Annotated in this window: 17 protein-coding genes and 1 pseudogene; 3 read left to right on the top strand and 15 right to left on the bottom strand. The window is 65.6% G+C overall.

Translation table 11 applies throughout. The features are described 5' to 3' along the window. Window positions 1-6 precede the first annotated feature (6 nt). Both CKW37_RS33685 and CKW37_RS33680 read right to left on the bottom strand, forming a co-directional pair. On the bottom strand, window positions 7-792 hold the full coding sequence (locus CKW37_RS33685; RefSeq protein ID WP_371864300.1) for a methyl-accepting chemotaxis protein: 786 nt from the start codon (window positions 790-792) through the stop codon (window positions 7-9). Window positions 793-867: 75 nt separating this feature from the next. Continuing rightward, window positions 868-1059 (bottom strand): annotated as a pseudogene (locus CKW37_RS33680) (HAMP domain-containing protein); the annotation flags it as partial. A gap of 1252 nt (window positions 1060-2311) precedes the next feature. On the opposite strand from CKW37_RS33680, the gene CKW37_RS16965 reads away from it, so the two are divergent. Together CKW37_RS16965 and CKW37_RS16960 are read left to right on the top strand one after the other, a co-directional pair. Continuing rightward, complete coding sequence (locus CKW37_RS16965) at window positions 2312-3469, top strand: S9 family peptidase (protein WP_095156867.1); 1158 nt, start codon at window positions 2312-2314, stop codon at window positions 3467-3469. 21 nt (window positions 3470-3490) lie between these two features. Continuing rightward, window positions 3491-4426 carry a VOC family protein gene (locus CKW37_RS16960; RefSeq protein WP_095156866.1) on the top strand — a complete coding sequence of 312 codons (936 nt, stop codon included), beginning with the start codon at window positions 3491-3493 and terminating at the stop codon, window positions 4424-4426. Window positions 4427-4534: 108 nt separating this feature from the next. On the opposite strand, the gene CKW37_RS16955 is transcribed toward CKW37_RS16960, so the two are convergent. The 12 genes from CKW37_RS16955 to CKW37_RS16900 form a co-directional block, all read right to left on the bottom strand. Then, window positions 4535-4939, bottom strand: coding sequence for a hypothetical protein (locus tag CKW37_RS16955; protein WP_095156865.1), 405 nt, complete (start codon window positions 4937-4939; stop codon window positions 4535-4537). Between the two features lie 257 nt (window positions 4940-5196). Next, window positions 5197-6834, bottom strand: a complete 1638-nt coding sequence (locus tag CKW37_RS16950) for an arylsulfatase (RefSeq protein WP_095156864.1) — start codon at window positions 6832-6834, stop codon at window positions 5197-5199. Between the two features lie 15 nt (window positions 6835-6849). Then, on the bottom strand, window positions 6850-7650 hold the full coding sequence (locus CKW37_RS16945; protein WP_177454435.1) for a cyclase family protein: 801 nt from the start codon (window positions 7648-7650) through the stop codon (window positions 6850-6852). An 11-nt stretch (window positions 7651-7661) separates the two neighbouring features. Then, window positions 7662-8648, bottom strand: a complete 987-nt coding sequence (locus CKW37_RS16940; protein ID WP_095156863.1) for an NAD-dependent epimerase/dehydratase family protein — start codon at window positions 8646-8648, stop codon at window positions 7662-7664. Beyond that, window positions 8639-9631 carry a fumarylacetoacetate hydrolase family protein gene (locus CKW37_RS16935; RefSeq protein WP_095156862.1) on the bottom strand — a complete coding sequence of 331 codons (993 nt, stop codon included), beginning with the start codon at window positions 9629-9631 and terminating at the stop codon, window positions 8639-8641. Before CKW37_RS16935 ends, CKW37_RS16940 begins: the two co-directional genes overlap by 10 nt. Continuing rightward, window positions 9628-10200, bottom strand: coding sequence for a cupin domain-containing protein (locus CKW37_RS16930; RefSeq protein WP_095156861.1), 573 nt, complete (start codon window positions 10198-10200; stop codon window positions 9628-9630). The genes CKW37_RS16935 and CKW37_RS16930 overlap by 4 nt, the downstream gene beginning before the upstream one ends. A gap of 12 nt (window positions 10201-10212) precedes the next feature. Further along, window positions 10213-10980: an SDR family NAD(P)-dependent oxidoreductase gene (locus CKW37_RS16925; protein ID WP_095156860.1), complete on the bottom strand. Its 768-nt coding sequence runs from the start codon at window positions 10978-10980 to the stop codon at window positions 10213-10215. 10 nt (window positions 10981-10990) lie between these two features. Continuing rightward, window positions 10991-12184, bottom strand: a complete 1194-nt coding sequence (locus tag CKW37_RS16920; RefSeq protein ID WP_095156859.1) for an MFS transporter — start codon at window positions 12182-12184, stop codon at window positions 10991-10993. Continuing rightward, window positions 12177-14600 (bottom strand): RND family transporter, encoded by a 2424-nt coding sequence (locus CKW37_RS16915; RefSeq protein ID WP_095156858.1) that lies wholly within the window; start codon window positions 14598-14600, stop codon window positions 12177-12179. Before CKW37_RS16915 ends, CKW37_RS16920 begins: the two co-directional genes overlap by 8 nt. 5 nt (window positions 14601-14605) lie before the next feature. Further along, the gene (locus CKW37_RS16910) at window positions 14606-15706 is read right to left on the bottom strand and encodes a YCF48-related protein (protein WP_095156857.1); all 1101 of its coding nucleotides are present in this window, start codon (window positions 15704-15706) and stop codon (window positions 14606-14608) included. Window positions 15707-15763: 57 nt separating this feature from the next. Next, window positions 15764-17128, bottom strand: coding sequence for a DUF1329 domain-containing protein (locus tag CKW37_RS16905; protein ID WP_095156856.1), 1365 nt, complete (start codon window positions 17126-17128; stop codon window positions 15764-15766). A gap of 10 nt (window positions 17129-17138) precedes the next feature. Continuing rightward, window positions 17139-18818, bottom strand: a complete 1680-nt coding sequence (locus CKW37_RS16900; protein ID WP_095156855.1) for a DUF1302 domain-containing protein — start codon at window positions 18816-18818, stop codon at window positions 17139-17141. 399 nt (window positions 18819-19217) lie between these two features. Between CKW37_RS16900 and CKW37_RS16895 the strand changes: the two genes are divergently transcribed. Then, window positions 19218-20156: a LysR family transcriptional regulator gene (locus CKW37_RS16895; RefSeq protein ID WP_095156854.1), complete on the top strand. Its 939-nt coding sequence runs from the start codon at window positions 19218-19220 to the stop codon at window positions 20154-20156. Between the two features lie 49 nt (window positions 20157-20205). On the opposite strand, the gene CKW37_RS16890 is transcribed toward CKW37_RS16895, so the two are convergent. Then, the gene (locus CKW37_RS16890; RefSeq protein ID WP_095156853.1) at window positions 20206-20583 is read right to left on the bottom strand and encodes a nuclear transport factor 2 family protein; all 378 of its coding nucleotides are present in this window, start codon (window positions 20581-20583) and stop codon (window positions 20206-20208) included. Window positions 20584-20775 lie beyond the last annotated feature (192 nt).

The following is a 20775-nucleotide window of genomic DNA, read 5'->3' as shown; positions in this document are numbered from 1 at the left end:
CCTGGGCTAGGCGCCGCGACGAAATGCCCCCAGCGCCTGCCCCAGGCTGGCGCTGAGGCGCTGCAGGCTGCCGCAGGCCTCTTCGAGACGGGCGCAATCCTCGGCATTCTGCTCCACCACCCGCTCGACCTCTCCCGCCGCACCGTCCACACGACCCGCCAGGTGATGCTGGGTCCGCGCCGCCTCGGCGATGTGCCGGCCGGCGTTCTCGACCTCGACAATGCTGGTGGTAATCGCCGCCAGAACCTCGCTGGCCCGCGCGGTCAATTCCACGCCTTCGCCGGTCAGGCGCTGGCTGTCCTCCAGGCTCGCCGCGGCGTCGCGGGTGACCTGGCCCAGACGCTGGATCATGCCGTCGATTTCGCCCGTGGAGGCGCGGGTGCGGCTGGCCAGCCCGCGAACCTCGTCCGCCACCACGGCGAAACCGCGGCCATGTTCACCGGCCCGCGCCGCTTCGATCGCGGCATTGAGGGCGAGCAGGTTGGTCTGCTCGGCGACCGCGCTGATCACATCCAGTACGCCCGTGATGGCCTCGCTCTGGCTTTGCAAGAGCTGCATGGCGACGGTCCCGGCGCCCATTTCCAGTGACAACCGTTGCAGGCTCTGGCTCGCCTCGCGCACCAGCCGGTCGCCCTCGTGAATCAAGGCACTGGCCTCGCCCAGACTGGCCTGGCTGCCATCCACCCGCTGATTGACCTGGACGGTCGACTGGGTCATGGCCTGCATGGCGTGCAGCACATCGCCGGTTTGCTGGCGCTGGGCCCTAACACCCCGTCCGGTGCGCTCAACCATCTCGGCCAGGGTTTCGGCGGCAGCATCGAGCTGATCGGCATCCTCGCCAATCCGCCCGACCAATTCGCGCAGCGCCTGCAGCATCACGCCAATCGCGTCGTTCAATTGCCCCAGCTCATCACTGCGCCCCAGACGCGGCGGACGCCCCTGCAAATCCCCCGCGGCAACCCGCTGGGCCAGCGCCAGCATCTGCCGCACCGGCACGGCAATCGAGCGGCGGATCAGCACACAGGCACTCACGCTCGACAGCAATGCCAGAACCAGCATCGCCGCCAATTGCAGGTCCAGACGCCGGCGCTGCGCCTCCCAGGCGCTGGATGCCCGCGCGCGCTCATCATCCAGTGCCTGAATCGCCTGCTGCGCCGAGGTGTTCATGCTGCCCTGCTGCGCCACGGCCTGCTCACCGCTGCTGATGTAGCGCAGGAACGCCTGTCGGTATTCCTCCAGCGCCGTGGCGGCTTCGCCCAGGCTTAGACGGCGATCGCCCTCCAGTTGCGCGGCCAGATTGCTCAAGGCGCTGCCGAGTTCACTGACCCGGTTGACCCAGTCATCGCGATAGCGCTGCTGCGGATCGAGGATGAAGTACAGCTCGCTGTCGCGCAGATTGGCCAGGCGCTCGCGCAACGTCGCGGCATCTTCCAGAAGCTGCATGGCCGTCGCGTCTGGCGGTCGGTCATGCTCCAGCCCGGTATTGATATCGTCCAGTTGATCGATGAACAGCGCGGCAAATCGCTGACCCGCACTCTGCGCCAGCGCCTGCATGCGCAGTCGCGCGTCCTGGGCTTGCAGCCGCGCGGTTGCATACGCGCGGAACCCTTGCAGGTAGTCGTCGCTACGCTCACGCAAGGTGCGCTCGAACGCCTCCCCGGACTGAGCCTCGGCCACCTGGCCCTGCAACAGGTGCAAAGCGCTCTCCAGGCGATTGGCGGATTCAGGACCGGCGAGCAGCGCGAAGTCCTTCTCGGCTTGCCTCGCCTGCACCAGGTGATTGTGCAAGCGCTCCAGCGCACTCAAGCGGGCGCTGCTGGCCTGATTGACCTGCAGCGCATACCAGGCGGCCAGCCCCATGCCCAGGGTGCAGAACAGTACCAGGGCAAAACCCAGCGACAACTTGCCGCCAACACTGAGCCGGCCCAGCGTGGCGCCAATCGTCGTGGTCGGGAGCGTTTCGAATACGGTGGTAACAGACAAGGGCATCCTCCTTGGGAACCTGCGCGTCGTGCACGGCCGCGTACCCTAGCCTCCCCCTCCAGCAGGCAACCAATCGAGACTGGCGATGCGAACCATCAGCAATCGCCATGCCTGCAACCGCCTCGCGCCCAAGTATCGCCGCCCCAGATAGCTGGCATCCGAACAAGCGATTTGTCCACTTCCTGACCCCATGCGAGCTTGCAATCACCGCCCGAAGGGTGGTCGTCGCCTGCTTCGCGTCATCAGCGGTGGCCTGACGGCGTGCCGTCGATACCTGCCTTGCGCGCCCGAAGCTGCTGGCGATCCGCATAACAAGAAGGAAAACACTATGTTCCGCTACTTCCCGACCAACTACGTTTGGAACCTGTCGGTGAACCTGGCCCTGGAAATGGGCGCACGCATCGGCGAGATCGTTGAAATGTGCGAGCCCCTGCTGGAGGCCGCCAAGCAACCCGACGCCGAAGGCACACGGGCCTTTCGTCAGACCTGGGCCGAGATGGCCGACAAGCTCTGCGACATGGCCCGCGAGGATGAAGCGCTCGGGCGGCTGCTCTCCGCCGGCGAAAAATACAACCGCGCCGCGACCTATTACCTGACGTGCGAACGCCTGCAGGCTCACGGTGCCCCCGGCCGCATGGCGCTCTATCAGCGTTTTCTCGACACCTTCGCCCGTGGCGTGGCGCTGTCGAAAGAGAACTGCGAGCGCGTCGAAATTCCGTACGAAGGTAAGGTGATCTCCGGCCTCTACGTGCGTGCCGAAGGCGTCAGCGGCCCGGCGCCGGTGCTGGTCCAGCTCAACGGCCTGGACTCCACCAAAGAGATGAAATACCGCGTCGGCCTGCCGGCCTGGCTGGCCAAGCGTGGCATCGCCTCGCTGCTGATCGACCAGCCGGGCACCGGCGAGGCGCTGCGCCTGCATGACCTCAAGGCGCGCTACGACGCCGAGCACTGGGCCAGCCGCGTGGTCGACTGGCTGGAAGACCGCCAGGACATCGATGCAAAACGCATCGGCTGCGAAGGCGTGTCGCTCGGCGGTTACTACTGCCCGCGCGCCGTGGCCTTCGAACCGCGCTTCGCCTGCGGTGTGGTGTGGGGCGCCAACCATGACTGGCGCGACGTGCAAAAACGCCGCCTGGAGCGTGAAGGCAGCTTCCCGGTTCCGCATTACTGGGAGCACGTTCGCTGGGTCTGGGGGGGCAAGGACATCGAAGAGTTCATGCAGATCGCCGAGAACGTCCACCTCGACGGCGTGGTGGAAAAAATCCGCGTGCCGTTCCTGGTGACCCACGGCGAACAGGACTCGCAGATTCCGCTCAAGTGGGCGCACCGCACCTACGAGCAACTGGTCAACAGCCCGAAACGCGAACTGAAGATTTTCACCTCCCGCGAAGGCGGCGTGCAGCACTCCAGCTTCGACAACTCCATCAACGCTGGCCAGTTCATCGCCGACTGGGTTGCCGAGAACCTCGGCGGCCGCACCGCCTGAATGCAGAGAAGATAAAAGATCATGAACATCATCGGACCCGATTACCTGGTGTTCGGCGTCGACAACGTCGCCGACTGTGTGCAGTACATGACCGACTACGGTCTCAAGCCTTGCAACCTGGACGAAAACGGCGGCTATCTCGAAGCCCTGGACGGCACCGGCGTGCTGATCCGCCCGCGCAACGACCCGCGCCTGCCGGCGGCAATGGAAACCGCCACGACCCTGCGGGAAACCGTGTATGGCGTGGCTGACGAAGCCACCCTGCAGGCCATCGAAGCCGAACTGAGCAAGGACCGCGAGGTAGTGCGCGGCGAAGACGGCGTGCTGCGCTGTGTGGACGACATGGGCTTCGCCCTGGGCTTTCGCATCACCCAGCGCCGCACCCTCGAACTGCCTGGCGAAGCCAGCCATGCGCCGGGCGCGCCTGCCGCACGGCCGATCAACGCGCTGGGCGCCAGCGACGACATGCCGGCGCTGCCGCGCAGCCTTTCCCACGTGGTGTATTTCGTTCCCGATCCGGCCAAGGCGGAGGCCTTCTACCAGCGCCTCGGTTTCGTCTGCACCGACCGTTTCGCCGACACCGGCCCGTTCCTGCGCCCGGGCGGAACCCAGGACCACCACACCCTGTTCCTGATCCAGACGCCACCGTTCATGAAGGGTATCGAGCACTTCACCTTCCATATGGGCGGCCCGACCGAAGTGCTGGTGGCCGGCACCCGGTTCGTGGAAAAAGGGTATGAATCGTTCTGGGGACCGGGACGCCACCAACTGGGTTCCAACTGGTTCTGGTACTTCAACAGCCCCATGGGCTGCCATGTCGAATACGACGCCGACATGGACCTGCATGACGAACACTGGACCGCCCGCACCGCCGCACCCGGCGCGGACAACTCGCAGTATTTCCTCTTCCACTATCAGGAGAAATGGTTCCCAGGCGGACCGCCTGCCAAGCACTGAGTCGGGGTTTTAACGTGGTGAATCGGGGCGTCGGATGACGCCCCTTTTTTTGGTTCACACTGCCCTTGAAGGCATGGATATCTAAACTTCTAACGGCTGTATGCGGCCTCAGGAGCGTTTCCAGAGACTCCGGACTTTCAGGTATTCAAACGTGACCACCAGCGCCAAAAACAGCAAAGCGGACTGATAACCCGCCACCTCCAACACCAGTAATAGTGACGGGTAGAGAAAAAGCATCCGAAAGGGAACTTGTGCAAACGCGATATACCGCGCCGGCCCATAGCCACACAGCAGCAAAATGCCACTTATCAGCAACGATACTTGGAGAACCCAGGCAAGAATTCCCATGTTCAGCAAGGGCCAACCGATCTGACCGCCCAATTGCAGCATATGGTAGAAGTCCGACACATACGGGGCTCGCCCCTCAGTTACATTCTTCAGGCAGTACCAAAGCACATAAAAAACATCCAGACCGCCCCAGAGGCGCAGCACCGTTTTCGGCGTAACCGTCACAACTTCATTTCCTTTTTTTCATATTCCGAACCCCATGGTACGGCTGGCTCAGCGCCTCCTTGGTGGTAGGACATGGGGAATGGCCGAGTACGCTAACAAGGAGGAAAAGGAATAGATGTAGGAAGGTTCCGGTGATCCGCCTGGAATACTCCGTCAGTGGCAGGTCATGACGTCGGCGCTGTATAGCGCCCATTTCTTGGGCACATAGACAGCAATACTGTAGGGCTGCACACCGCCGAGGACGACACCCGTCCGGCTCAAGGCGCCTTGGCCTGAGGTGGAAAGACCACACCAACCCTCTGCGCGTACTCCTGCCATGCACGCTTCAATCGCTCGAACGTCTCCGGCTCCCGTGCGGCAATATCCTCGACCTCGCCGCGGTCACGGGCGACGTCGAACAGTTGCCAGCGCAAAGGCTGCGGCGCCTCGCCCGGCATGGTCCAGGGGCGCAACCCCAGCAGTTTCAGGTTGCCTTCGCGGTAATACAGGCTGCCGAACAATTCACCCGCCAGCACAGGCGATGCCGGCGCCTTGCCTTCCAGCATCGGCACCATCGAGCGACCGGTGATCGGATGCTTCGGCTGCCCCTGGTAGCGATCACCCGGATCTGGCAGGCCGGCGAGCGCGAGGAAGGTCGGCGCCAGGTCATCGACCCGCGCCACGCTGCGCTCCAGCCCTTGGCGAGCCAGCGCCTGCGGCAGATGGATGATGGCCGGCACGCTGATGCCGCCCTCGGCGGTGCTGCCCTTGAACAGACGCAACGGCGCAGCACTGACCTCCGCCCAGCGCAGACCGTAGTCGACCTGCGAACCGCGTCGGCCGAGGTTCTCCAGCCGGTTATCGGTATCCGGCCCCGCCGGGTAGAACTGCTCATGCCGTTCACCGGCAGCACCGTTGTCGGACATGAACACGATCAGGGTGTTGTCGTACTGCCCGGTGCTTTTCAGATAGTCCAGCAGCCGGCCGATGTTGTGGTCGAGGTTGCCGACCATCGCCGCGTAGATCTCCATCTTGCGCGCTTCAACGCGGCGCTGATCCGCGCTCAGTTGCTCCCAGCCAGGCAGGTTCGGCGCCACCGGCAAACGCTGCGCCGCCACAAAGTCCGCCGGTAGCAGGCCCTTCTCCCGCAGCCGCTCGATCCGCGCCTCGCGGACCTTGTCGTAGCCTTCGTCGTAACGCCCGCGGTAAATGTCCCGCCAGGCATCCGGCGCCTGCAACGGCCAGTGCGGCGAGGTGTAGGCGGCGTAGGCGAAGAACGGCTTGCCGCTGCCCTGGCCCTGGCGCAGGTAGTCGATCAGCTTGTCGGTGTAGAAGTCCGAGGAGTAGAAATCGTCCGGCAGTTCCACCGGCTTGCCGTTCTCGCGGTAGGTGATCTGCTCGATTTTCGCCGTAGCCTGCGCCGGTGGCTTGAAGTGCACGCCACCGCCTTCGAGCAAGGTGAACGACTGCTCGAAGCCGCGTCGGTCAGGGCCCTGCTCGGGCGTGAGGCCGAGGTGCCATTTGCCCACCATGCTAGTGCGATAACCGCCGTCGCGCAGCAGCTCGGCAATCGAATGGGCCTGCTGGTTGAGGTAGCCCTCATAGCCCGGTTTGCCCTGCTGGAACGGCTGGATGCCCTCGGCCATGGTGCCCAGCCCGGCCAGGTGATTGTCGGTGCCGGACATCAGCATCGAGCGGGTCGGCGAGCAGGTCGGGGCCGCGTACATGTTGGTCAGTTGCAGCCCTGTGGACGCCAGTTGATCCAGCACTGGCGTGTCGATCTCGCCACCAAAGGCGCCGAGATCGGAATAGCCGAGGTCATCGGCGACGATCAGCAGGATATTCGGCCGCTCGGCAGTCGCAGCAAAAGCCGGCGCCGCGCATGCCAGCGCGGCCAGGAGAAAGGGAAAACGCACGCGAACCTCACTTTTTTATTCTTCGAAGATAGCAACGGCACGGACAAACCCGGCGGAGGCGTGTTTGATCTTGTACGGGAAGCACGACACCAGAAAACCATTGGCCGGCAAGCCTTCGAGATTGGCGAGCTTTTCCATCTGCCCGTAGCCGATGTCGCGACCCGCCTTGTGCCCTTCCCAGATGATCGAGGCATCACCGCTTTCGGCGAAGCGCTGGCGGGTAAAGCTGAACGGCGCGTCCCAGCTCCAGGCGTCGGTGCCGACCACGCGCACACCGCGATCCAGCAGGTACAGGGTCGCCTCGCGGCCCATGCCGATCCCCGCATCCAGGTAGCCCGGCTGGCCGAACAGGCTGCCGGCGCGGGTGTTGATCAGCACGATGTCCAGCGGCTGCAACGCGTGACCGATACGTTGCAGTTCGGCCTCGACCTCGGCGGCGCTGACCACATGGCCGTCCGGCAGGTGCCGGAAGTCCAGCTTCACCCCCGGTTGCAGGCACCAGTCCAGCGGCAGCTCATCGATGCCGAAGGCCGGCTTGCCACCGTCGGTGGTCGAGGCGTAGTGCCAGGGCGCATCCATGTGCGTGCCGCTGTGGGTGGTGATCGACAGGCGCTCGGCGGCCCAGGATTCCTGTCCGGGCATCTGATCGAGGGTCAGGCCGGGGAACATCGCGGCCATTTCCGGCCAGCCTTGCTGATGGTCCATGTAGTCGATTTTCGGCAGCAGCGGCGGTGGGTCGGTGTAAGGGTTGTTGTCCAGGGTCACCGACAGATCGACCAGGCGGCGCTTTCGGGTCAGGTTCAGGGGCAGAGTCATCGCAGTTCCTCTCAAGCGGTTGCAGCGGCGACGCGAGAAACACGCGGGCGCTGAGTAAGGTCAAGCGCGTGGCGCACCAGTGCCCGCGCCGTGCCGTCGTGACGAAAGCCACGCTCGCGGGCCAACGGGGTGCGCAACGCTGGAAAACGTCCGAACAGGGCTTCCAGGGCCGCATCCGGCTGGAAGCTGATCAGCGACCGGCGTTCCTCGCCGAATACCTCGGCCAGGGCGTCCACCACGTCGCCAATGGACAGGTGCAAGACCGGCAGTTGCCAGACCCGCGACGGCGCATCCGCCGCCAGGTCGAACCCGGCGGCATGCAGCAGGTTGTCCACGCAGCAGGCCGCGGACATCCACCACGAAGTGGCGTCGGCGGATACCGGACACACATACGGCTCGCCCGAGGCGAAACGCTGCAGCAGCACGCTCATGAACGCCGAGCGCAGGCCATCGCCGTCACCCGGCCGGGCGACGATGCCGGGCAGGCGCAGGGCGCGGCCATCGACCTCGCCGCGACGGCCGAGATCGCTTAGATGGTTCTCGATCATCAGCTTGTGCGCGCCATAGGACAGCGCCGGCCGCGGGCGATAGTGTTCGTCCATCCGCGCCGGCAAGTCGCCGCCGTAGACCGCCACGCTGCTGGCGTACACCAGCACCGGCGGCTGTTGCGCATTACGCAGCAGATCCAGCAACTGCAGGCTGGCGAGCAGGTTCACCTGCCGGCCCAGGCCATAGTTTTCCTCGGCGGCGCCACCGGCAATGCTGACCAGGTGGAAGACCACGTCAACGCCATCGGCCAGCCCCCGGCGCAGCAGCGCGGGGTCGGTGATGCTGCCGCTCAGATGGCGCAGGCGGCGGTCGTCCGGAAAGCCGTCGAGACGTTGATCAAGCAGGATCAGCGCCTCGATACGACGCCCGCGCAGTTGCCCCTCGGCCAGCAGGCGCTGCACCAGTTGGCGACCGAGAAAGCCCGCGGCGCCGGTGACCATCACGCGCATGGCGCACCTGCCTCGACCACCTGCTGGTCAATGCTGCCGAACAGCGCCGCGCCGTCACGGCAGCGGACCTCCATGCGCACCCGCTCGCCGAAGTGCATAAACGCCGTGCGGGGGGCGCCGTGCTCGATCATCTCCACCGCGCGACGTTCGGCAATGCACGCCGAGCCGACGCTGCGATCGGCGTTGGAGACGGTGCCGGACCCGATCAGGGTGCCGGCGCTCAGGCGTCGGGTCAGGGCCGCATGGGCGATCAAGCTCTGAAAGCCGAAGTGCATCGCGCCGCCGTGTGGATGACCGAACCACTCGCCATTGCGGGTCACGTTCAGCGGCAGGTGCACGCGGCCGTCCCGCCAGTCCTCGCCCAGTTCGTCCGGGGTCACGGCCACCGGCGCAAAGCTGGAGGACGACTTGGCCTGGATGAAGCCGAAACCGGTCTTCATTTCCCGTGGCGCGAGCGCCCGCAAACTGACGTCGTTGACTTGCAGAATCAAGCGCACATGCTTCAGCGCATCGGCGGCGCAACAGCCCATGGGCACTTCATCCACCAGCACCGCGAACTCGCCTTCGAAATCGATGCCATGGGCTTCGCTGGGCAGCGCGATGTCCTGGCGCGGCCCGAGGAAGTCATCGCCCGCGCCCTGATACATCAGCGGCGTGTCTTCGACCCCTTCGATGGGGTCGAGGTGAAACGCCCGCTGCATCAGCTCGCCATGGCTGAGAAAGCACGAGCCATCGAGCCATTGCCAGGCGCGCGGCAACGGCGCCATGACCTGCTCTGGATCGAAGGCGAAGGCGCCTTCGATATCGCCGTGGTTCAAGGCCTCGTAGCGCGCCTGCAACACCGGCTCGACGCGGGCCCAATCGTCGATGGCCGCCTGCAACGTCGTGGCGATATCGGTGACTTGCACCGCCCGGCTCAGGTCCCGGGAAACCAGCAGCAGGCGACCATCGCGGCTGCCGTCGGCCAAGGTCGCCAGCTTCATGGCAGCACCTCCCGCAGGCTGTCGGCATAACGCCCGTCGAGCAGGATGAAGACCATCCGTGCCATCGCATCGGTGCGGTTGCTCCAGGCGTGATTGGTGCCGCGCTGGACAACGATGTCGCCGCGCTTGAGGTGCACGTCCTCATCGTCCAGCACCAGCCACACCTCACCTTCGGTGACGATGCCGTAATCGAGGGTTTCGGTGCGGTGCATCAGTTTGTGCTTCGAATCGCGCTGGCCAGTGCCGGCATGGGCCTCGCCGATTTCGGCAAACACCGCCGCGGCACTGGCGTCGCTGACCTGGTTCTGCACGCTGTCGGGCGGGATGTCCACGACGCGGATCAGGCTGCCCAGGGTTGCAGGGCTCAGCACCAGCGGTTTGAGCGTCGGGTCCGCGCCGTTGTCCAGCGCCGCCGGGCTGGTATCGCTGTTCCAGACCTCATGAAAAACCGTACCGGGCACGGCCTTGAGATCGACGCTGTTGGGCACCGCGCCGACCAGCGCCGCCAGCGCCGTGCCTGCGGCGCTGTGACCGGTGACGACGCGTTTGAAGGGGGGAAGTGATTGCATGGGGTACTCCGTTCAATTGCCATCGCCAATGGTGGTTCCACCATCGACGATCAGATTCTGTCCACTGATGAAGGCGCCGCCGGGTGTGGCGAGCAGCAAGGCCAGTGCAGCGACCTCGTCGGCCGTGCCGACACGGCGCAGCGGGGTGAGCGCCAGGCGGCGCTGGATGATGTCGGGGTTGTCGGTCATCGGGCGGGCAAAGGCGGTTTCGATCACCCCCGGACTGATGGCGTTGACCCGGATACCGGCCGGCCCCCACTCCACCGCCAGGTTGCGCGCCAACTGCGCCAGCGCCGCCTTGGTCAGCCCATACGCGCCGAGCGCCTTGTTGCCGCGCACACCGGCGATACTTGCCATCAGCACCACGCTGCCGCCGCTGCGTTCGGCCATGCCGGGCAACAGGGCAGCGCTCAGCCACAGCGCACTTTCAAGATTGACGCCGAGGGTGGTACGCCACTGCGGCTCGTCGATGCTGTGCAACGGGCCGAAGTGCGGCGCCACGCCGGCGTTGCACACCAGCACATCGACGGCGCCCGCATGACGGGCCAGGGCCAGGACCTGTTGACGGTCAGCCAGGTCGGCAGCGAACGCGCAGGCGTCGAAGCCCTCCTCGCTCAGCCCGGCGGTAACCCGCTGGCAGTCCTCCTGGTTCTCGCTACTGATCACCAGGCGGGCGCCGGCCTGCCCGTACAAGCGGGCGATGGCCAGGCCGATGCCGCGGGTGCCGCCGGTTATCAGGGCGCGTTTGCCTTCGAGGGAAAACAGCGGATGGACGTTCATGTTCGCGCCCTCACGGCAAGGTCGGCGCAGGCACCGCCCGCGACGCGATCAAGCGCGGCAACAGCAGGCAGCTCACGGCCAGGAGCAGTTGCGCCAACCCCACCAGCGCCAGTGCGTCCGGCAGTGCCTGGTGATTGCCTCCGGTCAGCCCGAGCACCAGCAGCGGGCTGGCAAATTCACCGGCGAACAGCGCGGCGGTGAAACCGCCGGTCGCCCGCCCACGCTGGGCGAAACTGGCCCGGGACATGATCCAGGTAATCAGCGTCGGCAACATCAGCCCGATACCCAGGCCATTGAGGGCGACCGCCAGGGTCAGCAACGCTGGACTCCCGGCCCGCGCCATCAGCCAGCCGCCAAGCCCGGCGGTGACGAACGCCAGCAACAGCAGGTGCTGCCGGGCGCAGCGATGGAACAAGCGGAAACTCAGGGCGCCGAGCATCACGCCCAACTGGTTGGCGCCCATCACCATGCCGATCTGCTGCGGCGAATCGACCTGCAACAGCCCCAGCAGAAAGCCCGCCTGCACCGGCACGATGAACAGGCTGGCGCCGGCCAGCAGGCTGAACAGGTACAGCGGCAGCAAGGTGCTCCAGGGGAACCCGGAAGCTTCACCCTCGACCTGCACCGAAGATCCCTCGCGCTCCCACAGCAACCACGCCATCAGCGGCAAAAACAGCAGGCCGACGCCATACAAGGTGTACGGCGTGCGCCAGTCGTCCTGCCCCAATGCGCCGCCAACGCTGATGAACACCGCCGCCGACAGCGAGGTGCAAACCATCTGCAAAGCGAACAAACGCTCGCGCCGGGCGCCCTGGTAATAGTCGCCGATCAGGGTGGTGCAGCAGGTCATGATCCCCGCCTCCGCCAGACCCAGGCCGGCGCGGCTGGCGACGATCGCCGGCAACGATTCCAGCCACAGCGGCAACAGGCCGAACAGGCTGTACAGCAGCATCGAACCCAGCAGCAAGGGCTTGCGCCCGAGGCGATCGGCGATCAGTCCGGCGAAGGGCGCCAGCAACGCAATCACCAGCGCCGGGATGGTCAGGCTCACCGGCACCAGCACGGCGACCAGTGGATCGTTGGCAAAGTGCTCGTGCATGCGCGGCAGCACCGGTGCCAACAGCACCGCACCCAGCACGGGCAGGCAACTGCCGAGCAACAGCAACAGCGATTGCGGCAGGCCCGCCTGGGCTTGATTACGCATGGGTCACCTCCTTGGTGGCGGACGCTTGCGCAGCGTCCCGCCCGGGCCGGTTGCGCACCGGCAACAGAAAGCACGCCAACGCCGGCAGCAGCACCAACGCGCCGACCATGTTCCAGACGAACATGAAGGCCAGCAGCACGCCCATGTCGGCCTGGAACTTGATGGGGGAAAACATCCAGGTGCCGACGCCGATGGCCAGCGTCACGCCGGTCAGCATCACCACCTTGCCGGTGGACACCAGGGCACGGTAATACGCCTCGGAAAGGCTCGCGCCCTGGCGCAGATGGCCGAGCAGGATGCTCATCACGTACAGCGCGTAATCGACCCCGATCCCCACCCCGAGGGCGATCACCGGTAGCGTGGCGACCTTGACCCCGATGCCGAGCCAGACCATCAGCGCCTCGCACAGGATGGAGGTGAGCATCAGCGGAATCACCGCGCAGACCGTGGCGCGCCAGGAACGGAAGGTCACCAGGCAGAGCAGGATCACCGCCCCGTAGACCCAGAACAGCATCTCGCGGTTGGCCTCGCGCACGACGATATTGGTGGCGGCCTCGATCCCGGCGTTGCCGGCGGCGAGGAGGAACTTCACCTCGTCGGTGTCATTGGCCGCGGCGAATCCTTCGACATGCTCGACCAGCCGGGTCAGGGTCTCGGCCTTGTGGTCGCTGAGGTAGACGTACAGCGTCAGCAGGCTGCAGGACTCGTTGTACAAGCCGCGCGGCGCGCTGGCGGTGATCATGTTGAGCATCGCCTGGTTGTTCTGCAGCTCGTACCATTTCGGGTTGCCTTCGGACAGCCCGACCAGCATCCGCCGATTGAGCAGCGCCAGCGAATTGGTGGAGTCCACGCCCGGCAAGCTGCGCAGTTGCCAATCTAGTTCATCGACCTTGCGCAGCACGTCGTACCGGGCACAGGCCCCCGCGGGGGTCTGTGCCATGACCGCGAACAGGTCGCTGCTGGCGCCGTAGGCCTGGGTCATGAAGGCATCGTCACGGTTGTAGCGCGAGTCGGCGCGCAGCTCCGGCGCACCGGCATCGAGGTCACCGATGGCCAGGTGCAGGCTGACCAGAAAACCGAGCACGGCCATGACCAGGCTGACGCCGATGCACAGCTTCGCCCAGGGCTTGCGGGTGAACAGATCGAGAAAACGCCAGAACGGATGACGCGCCTTGCCGCTCTCCTCGGCCCGCTCGCTGCGCAGGCTCAACTCGGCGGCGCGTGGGCTGACGCCGACATACGAGAGCAGCACCGGCAGCAGAATCAGGTTGGTGAAAATCAGCACCGCCACGCCAATGCTGGCGATGATCGCCAGGTCCTGGATGACCTTGATCTGGATAATCATCAGCACGGCGAAACCCACGGCATCGCAGAGCAAGGCCGTCAGCCCGGCCAGGAACAGGCGGCGGAAGGTGAAGCGCGCCGCCACCACGCGGTGCATGCCGCGGCCGATGTCCTGCATGATGCCGTTCATTTTCTGTGCGCCGTGGCTCATGCCGATGGCGAACACCAGAAACGGCACCAGCACCGAATAGGGGTCGAGCTGGAAGCCCAGCAAAGGCAGCAGGCCCAGTTGCCAGACCACCGCCACCAGCGAACAGGCCACCACCAGCAAGGTGCTGCGCACGCAGCGGGTGTAGGCGTAGAGCACCGCGGTGGTGATCAGGATGGCCACGGCGAAGAACAGCAGGATCTGCTGCAGCCCTTCGATCAGGTCGCCGACTTTCTTGGCGAAGCCGGTGATGTGAATGTCGACGCTGTCGCCCTGGAACTTCGCCCGCAAGGCTTCCAGCCGCTCGGACAGCACCGCGTAGTCCAGCGCCTGGCCGTCCGGGGTGCGCGCCAGCAACGGCACGTAAATGATGCTCGAGCGCTGGTCGAACGCCACCAGTTGGCCGATCTCGTTGGACAACTGCACATTGCGCCGCAGTTCACCGAGGGACTTCGGGCTGCCGTCGTAGTCGTCCGGGATCACCGGACCGCCATCCAGGCCGTCCTCGGTGACCGAGACCCAGCGGGTCGCGGGGGTCCACAGCGACTTCATGTAGGCGCGATCGACGCCCGGTAGCAGGTAGATCTGCTCGCTCAGGGCCTGCAGCGTGCGCAGGTAGCCGGCGTCATAGATATCGCCCTTGGGGTTCGCCACGGCAATGCGCAAGGCGTTGCCCAAGCCCGACAGCTCTTGCTGCCGCTCCAGGTAATTGGCGATGTAGGGATGCCCGGTCGGGATCATCTTCTCGAAGCTGGCATTGAGTTCCAGGCGTGCCGACTGCCAGCCCAGCAGGACGGTGGTCAGCAGGCACAGCAGCAAGACCCAGTGGCGGTGGTTGAACAGGGCCCGCTCGACCAGCGAGCCGGAGCGTGGATCGAACGCCTCCGGGCCGCTGTCGGCGGGAGGGCGGCTAGCGCAATTCATGAAGGTCACTCCGAAGCGGAAACAGCGGGCGGCGCGACGCGCGAGAGCCCGGTAAAGCCGGCGAACACCAGGCTGCCATCGGCGGCCTGAATGGCGGCCGACACCGGTTTGCGCAGCGGCTCGAAGACGGCGGCAAAGCCGTCGGGCGAGCTGGCGAACAAGCCGCCCGCCTGGTTGGCCAGCAGCACACGGCCGTCGCCAAGAGCAATGGCGTCGCTGAACGACACCGGCGCCAGGGCCGGCAGGGCTTCAGCCTCTTGCGCGTCGGCCGCGAGGACGAACGCATTGCCTTTGAGCCCGCCGATCAGCAGCGCGCCATCGCCCCGCGGTGCCAGGGTGAACAGGCTGCCGCCGTAAGGGCTGGGTAATGGATGGAAGTCCTCGCCGTCGGCGGAACGGGCCAGGTAACCCTGCTCGCCGGCCAGCACCCAGGCCTCGCCCTGGCGGGCGACGGCGTACAGGTGCAAGCCGTCCGGGTTATCGATGCGGCCCATCAGCGAATGCCAATGCTCGCCGCCGTCGGTGCTGCGCATGGCCAGGCCATAGGCGCCGACCACCAGCACGTTGGCGGCATCGCTGGCGGCGATGGCCAGGAACGGTTTGTCCGGTTGTTCCGCGGCGATGCGCTGCGCGGTCTCCAGGCGCGACTGCGCCGCCGCCTGATCCGCCGCGCCGGGCAAGGCACGACCGGCCTCTTCAAGCTCCAGTCGAGCAGCGTCCTTTCCGTCCAGTTGCAGGACCCAGCTTTCGCCGCCGTCGCGGGTCGCCAGCACCACCCCGGCGTGCCCCACCGCCCAACCACTGCGCGCATCGGCGAACTGCACGGCCGTCAGGCCCACCGATACCGGGACCGGCACCTGCCGCCATTGCCGGCCATTGTCATCGGACAGCAAGACCAGCCCGCGCTCCCCCACCGCCACCAGCCGCTCGCCGGCCCGCGCCAGCGCGGTGTACACCGCCCGCTGCGGGTTCGGCACCTGGCTCGCCGGGCTCTCCAGCACATCGCCCACCGTCAGCCGGTGCAACGACGCCTGGGCGAAGCACTGCGACGCCATCGGCAAGGCGAGGGCCAGCAACAGGCCGCTCAACTGAAGCACTCTGTTCATATCTACCTCGATTCCAGTCCTGGACGGGAGGGCGACGGGCGCCCTCCCCTCGGCTCATCAGCGCACGCCGCGTCCGGCCATGGCGGCCGGGGAAAACTCGGCGGCCTTGTAGCGATCGACGATGGCGTATTGCTGGTCCTTGCCGGTGTAGAGGTTCTGGATAAACCAGGCCCCGGACACCAGGTCGTAGAAGCCCGAGGACAACTGGGCCACGGCGGGCAGGTCGGGCATTACCGACGGTAGCGACCAGAGGGTCTTGGCCAGTTGGCCATTGGCATCCCAGCGGTCGCCGAGCATGGCCTGCCAGGTGTCCTCGTCGAGGTAGTAGCGGCCTTTCGGCAACTGGTGGCGCTTGCCCGGCGCCAGGTCGGCTTCCACCACCCAGACCCGGTGCAGTTCCCAGCGCACGTAGTCGGGGTTGAGGTGGTGCTTGGCGAACAGGTCCTCGGGTTTCGCGGCGGTCTGGATCTTGTTGGTGTTGTAGGGGATGTACATCTCCTGCTTGCCCACCAGCTTCCAGTCGAAGCGGTCCATGCGGCCCTGGAATACGCTGAGTTCATCGAACGACATGACCCCGGCGGTGGCCGGCGTCGGCGTGTCGCAACAGGCGTTGGGCAACTTGCGCACGCGGCGCTGGCCGGTCAGGTAGACGTGGGCCTGGGACTTGTCGCCGTTGATGTTGGTGCGGCCCATGATCTGCTCGCCGGCCCGCAGCGCCGGGCCGACGTTGAGCAGGCGGAACAGCCAGTAATCGCCATCGAAACTGGCGGCGTTGCCGTCCTGGTAGTAGTACGGCATTTCCTGGATGGCCTTGCCGTCGGTGGTCATCACCTGGGCGCCGTCGGCGGTCATCAGGTAGTGCCGGAAATCCATGGCCAGCGAAGTTCCGCGCCAGTTCAGCAGGTGGTTCCACATCGCCTCCGCGCCATTCTTCGGCAGCGGGAACGGGATGCCGCCATAAGCACCTTCCGGCACCGGCCCGGCGCTGCTGTCCACCAGCTTCGCGTCGCGGGCATTTTTCAGCGTGTTGTCATAAACCCATTGCGGCGCGGCGGCGCTGCGGCGGGTCGGGTAGACGTCGATGCGGTAGCTCTCCGGGTAGCGCTTGAACATGGCCTTGGTGCCATCGCTGAGCTTGCCGGCGTACTGGTCGAGGTTCTTCGCGGTGATGCTGTACAGCGGCTTGTCGCCGCTGAACGGATCGCTGCGCGTGCCGCCCTGTTTGAAGGACGGATCCACCTTGGTGTAGCCGCCATCCCAGGCCGGGATGCTGCCGTCGGCGTTGCCGGCGCGCTCGGCGCCCATGGGCGTCAACTGCTTGCCGAGGTCATCGGGGCTGGCGGCCTGGGCCGGTTGCAGGCTCAGGGCCGCGGCGCCGAGCACGGCGACGCAGAAGGTCTTGAGAGAAAAAGGCAAGGTCATGAACGTCCCCTCAGAATGTTGTTTTAACCGAGAAGGCCAGGTAGTCCCGGTCTTTCAGTGCTTGTTTGAAGGTGAACTGCGACAGCGAATTGAGGTTGGTGTCCTCGGGGCCGTAGTAGTGGGTGTAGGTCAGGCCGAACGTGACCCGGTCGAGGTAGGTGGCGGTGACGCCAACGTTGAAATCACCCCCGCGGTCAGGGCCGAAACTGCCGACCACCGCCGACTTGCCCATGGGGAAGTAGCTGATGCCCAGCGGCACGCTCAGGTCGATGCCGGGGAACAACTGGCGATACGTCGGGGTGTAAACCAGCTTGAGGCCGACGCCATCGTCGGTGGCGCCCGGGTCCAGCGCGGCGCGGTTCTTCGTCACGCTGAGCAGGCGGTTCCAGGCGACCTCGCCCACCAGGCTGGCCTCGTTGGCGATAAACGACGGGCCCAGCGAGGCGATCATGTTCAGGTTGAGGTGCGCGGTGCGGCCGACGGCATACAGCGGGTGGTCGTCGTTGTCCGCGACCATGCCCGGGGTGACGGTCTGGCCGTTGGACACCAGCGGCATGTTCCAGCGCATCGATGCCTCACCGGCGAAGCTGTACTCGTCGACACTGGTGGCGAAGCTGGCGCCCAGTGCGCGGATATTTTCCGGGTACACCCAGTAGTACTCGCCGATCTGCCCGGTGGCGAAGTTCGGGCCGGTGGCGTTGGGTTTCAGGTACAGCTTGGGCGATTTGTCGTGGTACTGGATGGCGTACAGGCCGTACTCGACGGTGTCGGCGGTGTAGCGCAACTGCAGGCCGCCCTGCCCCGAGCTTTTCGCTTCCTTGTCGTTACCGTGGAAGAACGCCGCCGGGCTGTCCGGGTTGCCACCGAGGAACGCCGGGAACGGCGCGCCGGTGATCAGCCGCTCGTTGCCTTCGCCGATAGTGTCGCTGACCGAGAAATAACTGCCGGCCCCCGGCAGCCGGGTTTCTTCCCATTCGAACTGGTAGTAGGCGCCGAGCGAGAGCGCATCGGTCAGTTGAAAGGTGCCGGAGAGTTGACTGACCGGACGGGTGATTTCCTTGAACTGGGTGTTGGGCACCGACACGGCCTTGACCACGTCCACCGGGGCCATGCCGCCGGCAATGCCGTTGGCGCCGAAGAACAGGCTCTCGCCCCAGATCAGGCCGTGACGACCGAGCCGTACCGAGGCGGCGCGATCCGCCACGTCGCCGTTCCAGTACACGAATGCATCCAGCAACTCGCCATCGCCGCCGTGCAGGTGACGGGTGTCATCGCTGAACTGGTCATAGGCCACCGAGCGCACGTTGGCCCGGGACGGATCGTTGTTGTCGTTGTCCTTCTGGTACTCGGTGTCGAACCAGCCGGCACCGCTGACGCGTGCGCCGAAATCGCGGTAACCGATGTCCAGTTCCGAGAGGATGTCGAGGCGGTTGGAAATCAGGCCTTTGTTGAAGTTGCGGTCACCGTCGTCCTGGTTCAGGGCGACCTGGCCCGTGGTGAGCTTGCTGCTCTGGTCCTGGGTGCGCCAGGCGGCGCTGTATTTGATGGTGTTGTCCCAACGCAGGCTCAGGTCGGGGTTGCCGGTCTGGATCTCGAACGCCTGGGCGGACGGAAGACCGATTACCAGCGCCGCCGCGAGCGTCAGGGTGAAGGGCGCACGCCGCGATGCGGCGATGGAGCGAATAGCCATCGAACTAACCCTCTTTTATTGTTTTTGTTGGCATTTTTTCTCAGCCACCACCGGCCGGTAAGGCAGCCGGACCGGTACGGTCGAAATGCCGAGGTGGCGCCACCCGGCGGGATAGACCGGGCGACGGGCACAGGTTGACTCGCGCTGCCGCCTCTGACTAATCGCTTGTCGGGATGTGACCTATCGAGCAGCGCGATACCTGAAACGCGCCGTTACACGGGGCGTGAGCGACCGGATCCATCGCCAACGGGGATGCCAGGCATCGGCAATCGCGATACCTGCGCGGCGGGCCATGGCGCCGGGCATTTGCCGCTTTTCAGGGGAACCGGGGGATTGACGCAACGCGGGTGCGACGGGAAGGTATCGGCAAAACAACTACAAGAACCGTGAGCCATCACCATGCGTTTTCACCACCTGGACCTCAATCTCCTGGTCGCGCTGGATGTGCTGCTGGAAGAGCAGAACATCACCCGCACCGCCGAGCGCCTGCACATGACCCAATCGGCCACCAGCGGTGTGCTGGGCCGTCTGCGAACGTTCTTCGAAGACGAACTGCTGGTGCAGGTCGGGCGCAAGATGCAGCCCACCCCCTATGCGCTGGAACTGGCGGGACCGGTGCGTGAAGTGCTGCTGACCATCCGCTCGTCCATCACGGCACGCCCGGTGTTCGACCCTGCCAGCAGCAAGCGGCATTTTCGCCTGGTGACCTCGGATTACCTGATCAGCGTGCTGTTCGCCCAGGTCATTCAGAAGATCCACCAGCAAGCGCCGCACATCACCTTCGAGATCATCAGCCCCGGCGACAACAGTGGTGAATTGCTGATGCGCGGCGAGGTGGACATGATGATCGTCCCCGAGCGCTACATCATCGACGACCATCCCGCGCAGTTGCTGTTCGAGGAAGACCATGTCTGCGTGGTGTGGCGCGACAACCCCGCCGTCGGCGATTCGCTGACGCTGGAGCAGTACCTGGAGATGGGGCACATCTCGGTGGGCTTCGGCCGCAACCGGCACCTGAGCATCGAGGACTGGATCATGAACCAGTACGGCGTCAACCGCCGGCTGGAGGTGATCAGCAACGACTTCAACACCCTGCCGCAATTGTTGGTGGGCACCCCGCGCCTGGCGACCATGCACCGTCGCCTGGCCCGGCTTTATGCGCGCTACCTGCCCCTGCGCATCCTGCCGACGCCGATGGAAATCCCGGTGATGCGCGAATTCATGCTCTGGCACCGGAGCATGGAGGGCGACCCCATGCACCGCTGGTTGCGCGAGCGCATCCGCGACTGCATCCAGCGCATCGACCAGCAGGAAGACGACTGGCTGGCAACCGGCTGAAACCGCCCCGCCACCCCGAGCGCCGCGCCGGCGTCGGGGCGGCGTGCGCCTAGCCCGCGGTGCGGGTGCCATGGAACGAGGCGATGCGCCAACCGGCGTCCTCCCTCACCCAGACTTGCGTGGCAAATCCTTCGGCGCGCACCGGCTCGCCACCTCCGCGCTTCTGCAGCAGGTTGCACTGCGGCCCGCTCATCAACGCGAGGCTGTCGCCAAACAGGCGAACCGTCAGCTCACCCCGCTCCACCGCCAGGTAACGCACCGCTTGCCGCGCATAGTCCAGGTACTGCGCCTTGTCCTGCACCAGCCCCGTGGTATGGACATACACCAGCTCATCGGCAAACAGACCTTCGAGCCCGGCATGGTCTTCTTCGACCAGCGCGCGCTGGCGTTCGGCTTCCCGTCGCAGGAGGTCATCAACAACATTCATGAACATTTTCCTTCCGAGGTGATTGGGAGGCGCATCCTCGCCTCACCACGCCTTGGGGAAAAATCGCCAATCCCCATGCCTGGCATCGCCACTCCCGATACCTGTTCCGGCCCCGCTGTTTTTCCCCTCGCGCCCAGGCCCTGCGCGGCTTGCGCTAGCTATCCACGGCGTCGATGGTTCGCCATCGATAGC

Origin of the sequence: Pseudomonas sp. Irchel 3E13, assembly GCF_900187455.1 — a bacterium.
Taxonomy (GTDB): Bacteria; Pseudomonadota; Gammaproteobacteria; order Pseudomonadales; family Pseudomonadaceae; genus Aquipseudomonas.
Note: the sequence above shows the minus strand (reverse complement) of the source record. Positions and strands in the feature narration are given on the sequence as shown.